This is a genomic window from Pseudooceanicola endophyticus, assembly GCF_018760365.1.
Lineage (GTDB): Bacteria > Pseudomonadota > Alphaproteobacteria > Rhodobacterales > Rhodobacteraceae > Pseudooceanicola > Pseudooceanicola endophyticus.
Genome location: NZ_JAHIAB010000003.1, coordinates 358,482 through 369,797, shown reverse-complemented (window position 1 = coordinate 369,797; position 11,316 = coordinate 358,482). Strand labels below are relative to the sequence as shown.

At 64.4% G+C, this 11,316-nt stretch carries 11 protein-coding genes; 1 reads left to right on the top strand and 10 read right to left on the bottom strand.

The window, feature by feature from the left end; genetic code table 11:
• The 3 genes from KM176_RS08055 to KM176_RS08045 all read right to left on the bottom strand — a co-directional run bounded on the left by KM176_RS08055 (position 1) and on the right by KM176_RS08045 (position 2,851).
• Positions 1 to 705 carry an ABC transporter ATP-binding protein gene (locus KM176_RS08055; RefSeq protein ID WP_160893190.1) on the bottom strand — a complete coding sequence of 235 codons (705 nt, stop codon included), beginning with the start codon at positions 703 to 705 and terminating at the stop codon, positions 1 to 3.
• Positions 702 to 1,562 (bottom strand): ABC transporter ATP-binding protein, encoded by an 861-nt coding sequence (locus tag KM176_RS08050; protein ID WP_160893188.1) that lies wholly within the window; start codon positions 1,560 to 1,562, stop codon positions 702 to 704. The genes KM176_RS08055 and KM176_RS08050 overlap by 4 nt, the downstream gene beginning before the upstream one ends.
• 104 nt (positions 1,563 to 1,666) lie before the next feature.
• Positions 1,667 to 2,851, bottom strand: coding sequence for an ABC transporter substrate-binding protein (locus KM176_RS08045; protein ID WP_160893186.1), 1,185 nt, complete (start codon positions 2,849 to 2,851; stop codon positions 1,667 to 1,669).
• Positions 2,852 to 3,172: 321 nt separating this feature from the next.
• Between KM176_RS08045 and KM176_RS08040 the strand changes: the two genes are divergently transcribed.
• On the top strand, positions 3,173 to 4,054 hold the full coding sequence (locus KM176_RS08040; protein WP_160893184.1) for a 5'-nucleotidase, lipoprotein e(P4) family: 882 nt from the start codon (positions 3,173 to 3,175) through the stop codon (positions 4,052 to 4,054).
• 39 nt (positions 4,055 to 4,093) lie between these two features.
• Here KM176_RS08040 and KM176_RS08035 read toward each other — a convergent pair whose 3' ends face one another.
• The 7 genes from KM176_RS08035 to pstC all read right to left on the bottom strand — a co-directional run bounded on the left by KM176_RS08035 (position 4,094) and on the right by pstC (position 11,293).
• The gene (locus KM176_RS08035) at positions 4,094 to 4,693 is read right to left on the bottom strand and encodes a DUF1190 domain-containing protein (protein ID WP_160893182.1); all 600 of its coding nucleotides are present in this window, start codon (positions 4,691 to 4,693) and stop codon (positions 4,094 to 4,096) included.
• A gap of 22 nt (positions 4,694 to 4,715) precedes the next feature.
• Positions 4,716 to 5,894, bottom strand: a complete 1,179-nt coding sequence (locus tag KM176_RS08030) for a glutathionylspermidine synthase family protein (protein ID WP_160893180.1) — start codon at positions 5,892 to 5,894, stop codon at positions 4,716 to 4,718.
• 320 nt (positions 5,895 to 6,214) lie between these two features.
• The gene (gene phoB, locus KM176_RS08025) at positions 6,215 to 6,907 is read right to left on the bottom strand and encodes a phosphate regulon transcriptional regulator PhoB (RefSeq protein ID WP_160893178.1); all 693 of its coding nucleotides are present in this window, start codon (positions 6,905 to 6,907) and stop codon (positions 6,215 to 6,217) included.
• Position 6,908: 1 nt separating this feature from the next.
• A complete protein-coding gene (phoU, locus tag KM176_RS08020) occupies positions 6,909 to 7,640 on the bottom strand; it encodes a phosphate signaling complex protein PhoU (protein ID WP_160893176.1) in 732 nt (243 codons plus the stop codon).
• Positions 7,641 to 7,665: 25 nt separating this feature from the next.
• The gene (gene pstB, locus KM176_RS08015; protein ID WP_160893174.1) at positions 7,666 to 8,463 is read right to left on the bottom strand and encodes a phosphate ABC transporter ATP-binding protein PstB; all 798 of its coding nucleotides are present in this window, start codon (positions 8,461 to 8,463) and stop codon (positions 7,666 to 7,668) included.
• A 17-nt stretch (positions 8,464 to 8,480) separates the two neighbouring features.
• Positions 8,481 to 9,833 carry a phosphate ABC transporter permease PstA gene (pstA, locus tag KM176_RS08010; RefSeq protein ID WP_160893172.1) on the bottom strand — a complete coding sequence of 451 codons (1,353 nt, stop codon included), beginning with the start codon at positions 9,831 to 9,833 and terminating at the stop codon, positions 8,481 to 8,483.
• On the bottom strand, positions 9,830 to 11,293 hold the full coding sequence (gene pstC, locus KM176_RS08005) for a phosphate ABC transporter permease subunit PstC (protein WP_160893170.1): 1,464 nt from the start codon (positions 11,291 to 11,293) through the stop codon (positions 9,830 to 9,832). The genes pstA and pstC overlap by 4 nt, the downstream gene beginning before the upstream one ends.
• Positions 11,294 to 11,316: the final 23 nt, after the last annotated feature.

Below are 11,316 nucleotides of genomic sequence, written 5' to 3'. Positions count from 1 at the left end.
TCAGCCCCCCAGGAAGGTGCGGCGGACCTCCGGATCGGCCAGAAGCGCCTCTCCGGTGTCGGTGTAGCGGTTGGCGCCCTGCACCAGGACATAGCCCTTGTCGGCGATCTCAAGCGCCTGGCGGGCGTTCTGTTCCACCATCAGGATGGAGATCCCGGCCCGCGCCACCTCGATGATGCGGTCGAACAGCTCGTCCATGACGATGGGGCTGACGCCCGCGGTGGGTTCGTCCAGCATCAGAAGACTGGGCCGGGTCATCAGCGCGCGGCCCACGGCCACCTGCTGACGCTGCCCGCCGGACAGCTCTCCGGCGTTCTGACGGCGCTTTTCCTTCAGGATCGGGAACAGGTCATAGACCTGGGCGATGGTATGGCTGAAGTCATCGGTGCGGATGAAGGCGCCCATTTCCAGGTTTTCCTCCACCGTCATGGTGGGGAAGACGTTGTTGACCTGCGGCACAAAGCCCATGCCCTTGCGCACGCGCTGTTGCGGGGTCAGGGCGGTGATGTCCTCTCCGTCGAAGGTGACGGAGCCGCCGCGCAGCGGCAGCATCCCGAAGACGGCCTTCATGGCGGTGGACTTGCCCGCGCCGTTGGGGCCGACGATCACCGCGATCTCGCCCTTTTCGACGCTCAGCGTGCAGCCGTGCAGGATGTCGGCCTTGCCGTATCCGCCGGTCATGTCGGCGGCGTTCAGAAAGCTCATGACGCCTCTCCCGTGCCCGCTTCGTCGCCCAGACCCGGCTGCGCGCCGTGGGATTCATCTGCCATGACTTCGGCTTGCTCGTCGGACTTCACCTTGTTCTTCAGGCCGGTGCCCAGATAGGCCTCGATCACGGCCTCGTTCTCCATGATATGGGCGGCCGATCCTTCGGCCAGCACCTTGCCCTCGGCCATGACGATCACCGGGTCGCAGAGGCGGCCGATGAAATCCATGTCGTGCTCGATCACGCAGAAGGTATAGCCGCGCTCCTTGTTGAGCCGGACAATGGCGTCGCCGATGGTGTTCAGCAGGGTGCGGTTCACCCCGGCGCCGACCTCGTCCAGGAAGACGATCTTGGCCTCGACCATCATGGTGCGACCGAGTTCAAGCAGCTTCTTCTGACCGCCGGACAGGTTCCCGGCCTTCTCGTCCTTCAGATGAGAGATGGTCAGGAAGTCGAGGACTTCATCCGCCTTTTTCAGCAGCGCCGCTTCTTCTTCCCGGATCCGGGCGCGCTGGAACCAGCTGTTCCAGAGGGTTTCGCCGGTCTGGCCGGCGGGCACCATCATCAGGTTCTCACGCACGCTGAGCGAGGGGAATTCATGGGCGATCTGGAAGGTACGCAGCAGCCCCTTGTGGAACAGCTGGTGCGGAGAGAGCCCGGTGATGTCCTCTCCGTCCATGGTGACACGACCGGAGGTCGGTGCATGGACCCCGGCAATAACGTTGAAAAGCGTGGATTTTCCGGCCCCGTTGGGACCGATCAGCCCGGTGATCGAACCGGTGGCGATCTCCAGGCTGGCATTGTCGACGGCCCGGAAGCCGCCAAAGGATTTGACGAGATTATCGACCCTTATCATGGGCGCCCCTGATCTCTGGCGTTACGCGAAGAACGCGCCGCAAGATGTTGTTATAAAAGTGAAACAGCCCGGTCATCCCGGGCTGTTCCGCGATCATGCCGCCGTCAGCGGTATTTCACGGTCTCGATCTTGTCGTCCTTGATCTCGATCTCGCGGAAGGTGCCGGCGGCTTCGCCGCTGCCGACCAGGTTCACCGCCGTCGCGCCCTCGTAGTCGATGGGCTTGCCTTCCTTCAGCAGTTCCAGACCCTTGGCCAGATCACCGGGATAGATCTTTTCGCCGGGACCGTTGGCGATCTCCATGATCTTGTCCTTGTAGACATTGGGATCGGTGGAGCCCGCCGCCTGCATCGCCAGCAGCATCAGCGCGGCCCCGTCATAGGAGGCGCCGGAATAGGCCGAGGTGCCGTCAAAGCCCGCGTCCTTGGCCATGGTCAGGTAGGTGTCCATGCCCTGGCCCTCGCTGTCGGGCAGCTGACCGAAGGAGCCGTTGATCTCGGAGCCGAAGTTGTCCTGCAGCGTCTGGGAGACCATGCCATCGGGGAAGACGAAGGTGTCGAAGGCGCCGGTATCAAGCGCGCCGCGCAGGATGCCCGAGCCGCCCTGGTCGATATAGCCCGCGATCACCAGCGCATCACCGCCCGCAGAGGCCAGCGCGCCGACTTCGGCGGAATAATCGCCCTTGCCGTCCTCATGCGCGGCAGAGATCGTGACCTTGCCGCCCTTGGCCTCGTAGGCCTTCTGGAAGCTGTCCGCGAGGCCCTTGCCGTAATCGTTGTTGGTATAGGTGACGGCGACGGATTTCAGACCCTTTTCCAGGATCTCGTCGGCCATGACCTCGCCCTGGCGGGCGTCCGAGGGGGCGGTGCGGAAGAACAGGCCGTTGTCCTCGACCGTCGAAAGCGCCGGAGAGGTCGCCGAGGGCGAGATCATCACCATGCCGTTGGGCAGGGCGACGTTCTGAAGGACGGCGGTGGTCGCGCCCGAGCACATGGCGCCCAGGATGCCCTTCACGCCATCCGAGGTGACCAGGGTTTCGCCGGCGGCGGTGGCGGCGGCGGCATCGACGCAGGTGCTGTCGCCGCGCACGGGCGTCACGGTGTCGCCATCCAGCAGCTTGCCGCTGTCGGACACTTCCTTCATTGCCATCTCGGCGCCGGCAGCCATCGCCGGGGCCAGCGATTCAAGCGGGCCGGTAAAGCCCAGCAGGACGCCCATCTTGACGTCCTCGGCAGAGGCCGCAGAGGCGCACAGCGCCATGGCCGCCGTGGCCAGAAGAAGCTTTTTCATTGAGATACTCCCGTGTTGGAACTCGCGTTCTGGGGCGAGGCTAGTTTGCGGCCCGCGAAAAGGGAAGCGGGCTGCGCAGGCTCGATGCAGGCACAACGACGCGGCAGGTCAAGACCGGGTCCGGAGCGCGACCGGCGGGTTCACGCCAACGTGCAAAGTCCCGGAGGCCGACGCTGAAACCCTGGGCGGGCAGGGCGCTTTGCAACCCCAAGCTGACGAGATTGTGAACACCTGCCGCAACGACCCGTGCGCAATGAATTTGACAGTTTTGTGACGCCGCGCGCAGGCTTCCGGAATATCTGCACGTACAAGGAATTCATCATGCGTCTGAGCTCTTCGCGTTTCTGCCTGACCGTCTCGGCCCTGGCCGTGGCCGCCGCCACGACCCTCAGCCTGGCCGGCCCCGTTGCCGCCCAGGACGCGGCCAAGGTGCCGCAGGACGACCTGCTGAACGCCACGGTCTGGATGGAGACCTCGGTGGAATACAAGGCCACCGTCACCCAGCTGTTCAAGCAGGCGCAGACCCAGCTGGACAAGGCGCTGGCCGACAAGAGCTGGACCGCGGTCGCCGACAAGGAACCCGCCGGCTACGAGGATCTGCCCGTCGCCATCGTCTCGGACCTGGATGAAACGCTGCTGGACAACGGCAATTACGAAGCCTCGCTGATCACCCGCGGCACTTCCTACAGCTCCAAGGAATGGACCGATTACGTCAATTCCCAGACCTCCGAAGCGGTTCCGGGCGCGCTGGCCTTCCTGAAATACGCGGCCTCCAAGGGCGTGACGATCTTCTACGTCTCGAACCGCAAGTCGATCGAGAAGGACGGCACCATCGCCAACCTCAAGAAGCTGGGCTTCCCGATGACCGAGGGCGTCGACACGGTGCTGCTGAAGGGCGACCAGGAAGGCTGGGGGTCCGACAAGGAAAGCCGCATCGCCTTCGTGGCGCAGAAATACCGCGTGGCGCTGCTGATGGGCGACAACCTGGGTGATTTCTCGGATGCCGCCGGCGGTTCGCTGGAAGATCGTGACGAGTTCTTCAAGGCCAGCCAGGACCACTGGGGCAAGGACTGGATCATGATGCCGAACCCGGAATACGGCTCCTGGGAATCTGCGGCCTTCGGCGGGGACTGGTCGAAATCGCCCGATGAGCGCCGTCAGATGAAGAAGGACGCGCTGAAGCCCTGGACGCCGGCGAAGTGAGAAACGGGCAGGGGGTGGCGACACCCCCTGCCGGATGCCTCAGCCGCCAAGGCTGGAGCGATAGGACGATCCGCCGGTCGAACCGAAGCCGCCGCGCGAGGACAGCGTGGCCTTGGTCATCGGCGCCTTGCCCAGCGTGGTCTGGGGTTTCTTGAACAGCGACGAGTTCAGCTTGGCCTTGCCCGAGTTCGAGGAATAGGCGGCGGTCCCGGCAGCATTGGTGAACTTGCCATTGGCGGTCTTGTAGAGCGGCTGCGCGGCGGCCATGCCGGTGCGACCGCCCATCATGTTGCCGATCAGGTAGCCGGCCATCAGCGGCAGGAAGATGCTGCCCATGCCGCCGCCCTCGTTGCCCATGGCCTGGGCCTCGCTCTCGCAGTTGCCTTCACCATGTTCCTGCTCGCAGGTGGCCTTGCTGTCGTAGCGCGGCGCGGTTTCCACGTTCAGCTGCTGGGCATCGGCAAAGGCCGTCTCGCATTCCTGGACCGAAAACAGGCCGCTGTTGTTGGAGGCCGCCTTGCAGCTTTGCAGGTCCGGGAAGGCCTGGGCGTCGACCTGGTCCTCCCGGCAGCCCGCCAGCGCCGCGAAGGATGCGGCCCCCACGATCGCCAGGGCAACTTTCCTCGAGCGTTTTCTCATCTGTTCCTTCCTCGTTCCCGCGTCAGTCGCGAATGAAATGCGGCTTGAACCGCGACAGGTCCTGGGTGATGCGCCCGCGGTCCTCGCGCAGGCCGATGCCGGCACAGGCACCGCCCACGATCCAGGATCCGATCACGGGGCGGAACCCGTCGAAGACCGGCAGCGGCGCATAGGCCTGCAGGATCCTCGGGTAAGAGCCATATCCCGCATCGTCCGAGGCCTCAACCTTGCGGCCGCCCTCGAAGATCCGCACCGAGGCGCCTTCGCGCGAGAACAGCGGCTTCGACACGTAACCATTTGGGAAAATGGAAGAAACATCGGAACGTTCCAGATCGTCGGCGAAATAGGCGGGCAGGAGGTTCGGATGCCCCTCGAACATCTCCCACAGCACCGGCAGCAGGCCCTTGTTCGACAGAACCGATTTCCACGCCGGTTCCAGGAACAGGCAGCGGCTGTCGGCGATGGAGCGGGCGTAATCCTCCTTCAGCAGGTCTTCCCAGGGATAGAGCTTGAAGAGCACGCCCATGACGCGGTCTTCCTCGTCGAGGAACTGGCCGTCGGTCGACAGGCCGATCTGTTCCAACTCGACGAAATGGGCGCCCATGTCGGCATCGCGTGCGGCCCAGGCCATGCATTCGACGGTGCCGTAATCCTCTTCGTTGCCGGCGACGGCGGTGAAGTGGATGTCGGTGCCGGGGTCGAACAGCTCCTGGAAGCGGGCCACCATGGCCTCGTGGATGCCGTTGAACTGGTCATCACCCTCGGAGAGCACGCCGGCGGCAATCTGATCCTCCAGCCAGCTCCACTGGAACGAGGCGCTTTCATAGAGAGAGGTCGGCGTGTCGGCATTGTATTCGAGAAGCTTCGCGGGCCCGTGACCGTCATAGGCCAGGTCGAAGCGGCCGTAGAGCTCGGGCTGCTGGTCGCGCCAGCTGTTGGCCACCAGATCGCGGAAGGCTTCGGGGATGGCGAGCTTGGTCGTCAGCTCTTCGGAGGCGATGATGCGCGCGGCGGCCTCGCGGCACATGGCGTGCAGCTCGGTCGAGGGGTCTTCGATGTCGTCCTCGATCTCGCGCAGCGTGAAGCGGTAGGCCGAGGTTTCGTCCCAGTACGGCTTGCCATGCATGTCGGCAAAGGTGAAGCCCAGCTCCCGCGCCTTGTCGCGCCAGTCCGCGCGTTCGGGAAGAGAGATCTTTTCCATGAAATTCCTTAAGGTGGGACAAGTCCTTGAACTTACTCAGATGGTCGCGTTGCAGCCGACATGCAAGATCACGGGCACGTGTGCAGAGGGCGTTTTATCGACGCAATCAGGCTGCCCTCCACGCCTACCATATCTTTACATTACATAATACCGATTATCCAGACACCGGAGGGGTATCGAAGATACCCCTCCGGTGTCTGGAAAATCACTAATATGTTAACAACTTAGCAGGCACTCTTAAGGTTATGCCTTCGGAGCGGATAAGCGCCGCGGGATCTCTCCTGCGGCGCTTATCGTTTATTTACAGGGAATTAAGCCGTTCAGCCGAGCGCATAGCCCGCGCCGCGCACGGTGCGCAGCGGATCGTCACCGCCATGCAGACACAGCGCCTTGCGCAGCCGCCCGATATGCACGTCGACGGTGCGCGTATCGACGTAGATGTCGCGCCCCCAGACCCGGTCCAGAAGCTGTTCGCGCGACCAGACGCGACCGGGCTTCTCCATGAAGGTCGAGAGCAGCCGGAATTCCGTCGGCCCCAGCTTCAGTTCCTGGCCGTTGCGCTTCACCCGGTGGGTTTCCGCGTCCAGAACGATGTCCTGATACTCCAGCCGTTCGCCCATCGCGGCAGGCCGCGTGCGGCGCAGCTGGGCGCGCACCCGCGCCATCAGCTCGATCACGGAATACGGTTTGACCACGTAGTCATCCGCCCCGGTTTCAAGGCCGCGCACCCGGTCCACATCCTCGGACCGCGCGGAAAGCATGATGATCGGCACGCCCCGCGTCTCGGTCCGCATCTTCAGCTGGCGGCAGACCTCGATCCCGGAAAGGTTCGGCAGCATCCAGTCCAGCACGATGATGTCGGGCGCGACCTCATCCACCAGCAGGATCGCCTCTTCGCCATTCTCGGCACGGCTGACCTTGAAGCCCTCGGCCTCGAGGTTGTAGGCCAGCACTTCGCGCTGCGCCGGTTCATCCTCCACCACCAGGACGGTGGGTTGCTGATCCTGCGCCATCTCAGCCGTCTCCGAGCGGCGCCTGCGGCGCGACGGACGGATCGGTCGAGGTCTTGTCGCCCTTCTGGCGCGCCTCTTCCGGGGTGCTGCCGGTAACCAGATAGACCACTTGTTCCGCGATCGAGGTCACGTGGTCCCCCATGCGCTCGGTGTTCTTGGCCATGAAATGCAGATGCATGCAGGGCGTGATGTTGCGCGGGTCTTCCATCATGAAGGTCAGGAATTCGCGGAACAGCGCGTTGTACATCTGATCGACGTCGCGGTCGCGGGCGATCACGTCCTCGGCCAGGGCCAGATCGCGCTGGATATAGGCGTCAAGCGCATCGCGCAGCATCGCCTCCACTTCCCGGGCCATCCGCCGCAGCGCAGAGTTCGCGCCCTGGATCGGCGCCATCTGGTTCAGGACCGTGGTGCGCTTGGCCATGTTCTTGGCGTAATCGCCGATGCGTTCCAGATTGCCGGCGATCTTCATGATCGACAGCACGATGCGCAGGTCCGAGGCCGTGGGCGCGCGCAGCGCGATGATGCGCGCGGTCTCTTCCTGGATCAGCTCTTCCAGCTCGTCGATGGCCTTGTCGCCGCGACGCACCTGTTCGGCCAGTTCCTCGTCCCGGGCCTCCAGCGCCTGGGAGGCATCGAAGATCGCCTGTTCCACCAGGCCGCCCATCTTCATGATCCGCGCCTGGACAGCCTCCAGGTCGCGGTCAAAGCTTTTTGCGATATGTTGAACCATGTCTGTATCCTGTCGGGGCCGAGGCTCAGCCGATCCGCCCGGTGATGTAGCTTTCGGTGCGCGGATCCTTCGGATTGGTGAAGATCTGGCTGGTGTCACCGAATTCGACGAGGTTGCCGAGGTGGAAGAAGGCGGTCTTCTGGCTGACCCGTGCCGCCTGCTGCATGGAGTGCGTGACGATGACCACGGAATAGTTGGTGCGCAGCTCGTCGATCAGCTCTTCCACCTGGCTGGTGGCGATGGGATCGAGAGCCGAGCACGGCTCGTCCATCAGCAGCACCTCGGGTTCGGTGGCCACGGCGCGCGCGATGCACAGACGCTGCTGCTGGCCGCCCGAAAGGCCGGTGCCCGGCGCATGAAGCCGGTCCTTGACCTCGTTCCAGATGGCGCCGCGGCGCAGGGCCTTCTCGACGATCTCGTCCAGGTCGGCCTTGTTCTTGGCCAGGCCGTGGATGCGCGGCCCGTAGGCCACGTTGTCGTAGATCGACTTCGGGAACGGGTTCGGCTTCTGGAACACCATGCCGACCTTGGCGCGCAGCTGCACCGGGTCGACGCGGGGATCGTAGATGTCCTCTCCGTCCAGCAGGATCTTGCCCTCGACGCGGCAGATGTCGATGGTGTCGTTCATCCGGTTCAGCGTGCGCAGGAAGGTCGACTTCCCGCAGCCCGACGGGCCGATGAAGGCGGTGACGGTCTTGTCCTGGATCTGGACGTTGACGTCCTTGATGGCGTGCGCCTCACCGTAGTAGACCTGCACGCCGCTCGCGGCGATCTTGATGGTATCGTTGTCCAATTTCTTCTCCAGGGCCGGCTGGTCGTACATGGGTCCCCTCCTCTGGCTTACCAGCGGCGCTCAAAGCGGCGGCGCAGGATGATGGCGATGATGTTCATCGTCATGAGGAAGATCAGCAGGATGATGATACCCCCCCATGCACGTTCGTAATAGGCCGGATCGGCCCGCTTGGCCCATTCGTAGATCTGCGCGGGCATGGCCGAGTTCGGCGACAGGAAGCCCGAGATGATGCCATCCGGCGGCGTCGAGGCGATGTAGCCGATCATGCCGATCAGCAGCAGCGGCGCGGTTTCCCCAAGCGCCTGCGCCAGGCCGATGATCGTCCCGGTCAGGATGCCGGGCATTGCCAGCGGCAGCACGTGGTGGAAGACCGCCTGCATCTTCGAGGCGCCGACGCCAAGGGCGGCATCGCGGATCGAGGGCGGCACCGCCTTCAGCGCCGCGCGGGTCGAGATGATGATCGTCGGCAGCGTCATCAGGGTCAGCACCAGACCGCCCACCAGCGGCGCCGATTGCGGCAGGTGGACGAACTGGATGAAGACCGCCAGGCCCAGGATCCCGAAGACGATCGACGGCACGGCCGCGAGGTTCGAGATGTTCACCTCGATCAGGTCGGTGAAGCGGTTCTTCGGCGCGAATTCCTCAAGGTAGATGGAAGCCGCGACGCCGATGGGCAGCGACAGGCACAGCACCACCAGCATCATGAACAGGGAGCCCAGCATCGAGACCCCGATCCCCGCCTGTTCGGGCCGGCTTTCAGAGGCATCGGCGCCGAAGATGAAGCTCCAGTTGAAGCTGCGCGACACCACGCCGGCCTTCTGAAGCTGATCGACGATGTCCAGATGCGCGGCGTCGAGGTTCTTGTCGCGCGCCAGGCTTTCGCGGGTCACCCGGCCCTTCAGGTAGCCATCCACCCGCGAGGACGCCAGCAGGCGGAAGCTTTGCGTGGTGCCGATGATCGAGGGATCGGCCAGCACCGCATCGCGGATTTGCGCGGCCGCAGAGGACGACAGCATCTTGCGCAGGTCGGCATCCTTCATGTCGCTCTGCACGCCGTTGTCCTTCAGCGCCGTCACGAGGGCGTCGCTGATGATGCCGTTGTAGCCGAAGGTGGTGACCTTGGCGATCTCGGCCGGGTCGCGGTTGCCCTTCTTGTCCAGCTTCGCGGCCGGAAGCTCCACGTTCAGCGTGATGTAGGTCTGGGTGAAGGCCGGGATACCGTTGCGCACGATCGTGCCCAGCAGCACCACCAGGAAGATCACCCCAACCGCCACAGCGGCCATGCCGTAGTAGCGAAAGCGCGTCTCGGCGGCGTTGCGCTTGCGGGTGCGCTTGTCCAGTTCCAGGATCGAGGTCTTGGGCTTCGGAGCCTCGGCGCCGAATTGCGTCGCGTCGGTCATTCGTATTGCTCCCGGTATTTGCGCACGATCCAGAGCGCGAAGATGTTGAGCGCGAGGGTGATCACGAAAAGGCTCATCCCCAGAGAGAAGGCCACCAGCGCCTCCGGAGAGGCGAAATCGGCATCCCCGGTCAGCTGGCTGACGATCTTGGCGGTGACGGTGGTCATGGCGTCGAAGGGGTTCAGCGACAGCTTGGCCGCGGCCCCTGCCCCCATGACCACGATCATCGTCTCGCCGATGGCGCGCGAGGCCGCCAGCAGCACGGCGCCGACGATCCCGGGCAGCGCCGCCGGCAGGACCACCTGCTTGATGGTCTCGGACTTCGTGGCGCCAAGGCCGAGGGAGCCGTCGCGCAGGCTTTGCGGCACGGCGTTGATGATGTCATCGGACAGCGAGCTGACGAAGGGGATCAGCATGATGCCCATGGCCAGGCCCGCGGTCATGACGGCAGTGCCGCCCGCCATCCAGCCCAGGCCGCCCTGCTCTCCGAAGGCCTTCATCAGCAGCGGGCCGATAGTGACCAGCGCGAAAAGGCCGTAGACGATGGTCGGAATGCCCGCCAGCACCTCGATCAGCGGCTTGGCGATGCCCCGGATTGCCGGGCTGGCGTATTCCGACAGGTAGATCGCCGCGAACAGGCCCAGCGGCACCGCCACCAGCAGCGCGATCAGAGAGATATAGAGCGTACCCCAGAGCAGCGGCAGGATGCCCAGTTCACTGCCGCCGCCGAAGCTGGGCGACCAGGTGAGGCCGAAGAAGAAGTCCTTCGCGGGATAAAGCTTGAAGAACTCAACCGTGTTGAACAGCAGCGACAGCACGATGCCGACGGTGGTCAGGATGGCCAGGGAGGCGGCCAGCACCAGCAGCCCTTTGATCACCTTCTCGACCGCGTTGCGGGCCCGGAAATCCTTGTTGGTCTGCTTCAGCGCCCAGCCAAAGCCCGCCAGCGCCAGCAGCACCACCAGCCCGTCGCGGATCAGGTCGCCGGTATGGCTGAGGCTGCGGAAGCTGCGCGCCGCCTCAAGCTCGGCCGCATCGACATCGGAGCCAAGCGCGACACCGACCTTGCCCAGCTGCCCGCGCACATCGTCGGCGGCGCTCAGCCGGGTGACGGCGGCTTCGGTCAGCACGCCCTGGGCGACGGCGGCGTCAAGCCCGGCGGCGATGCGGTGCACATCCGACATCATCAGGCTCAGCTGGCCGGCGCTCTCGTAGGCGTCGGCGGGAATGAAGGCCTCGGCGCGCTTTTCGACGAAGACCGGCTGGGCGATCAGCCACAGACCCAGCAGGATCAGCGCGGGGATCGCCGTCAGCAGCGCGGCGTTCATGCCGTAATAGGACGGGAGGGAATGAAGATGGCGACTGTCGCCCTGGGCCGAGGCAAGCGCCCTGCCCCGGGCCAGCACGTATCCGATGGCGGCTAGAACCACCACGATCAGGAAAATCCAGGATGCCGGCATTGAATACTCGCTGGAAGGTCGAA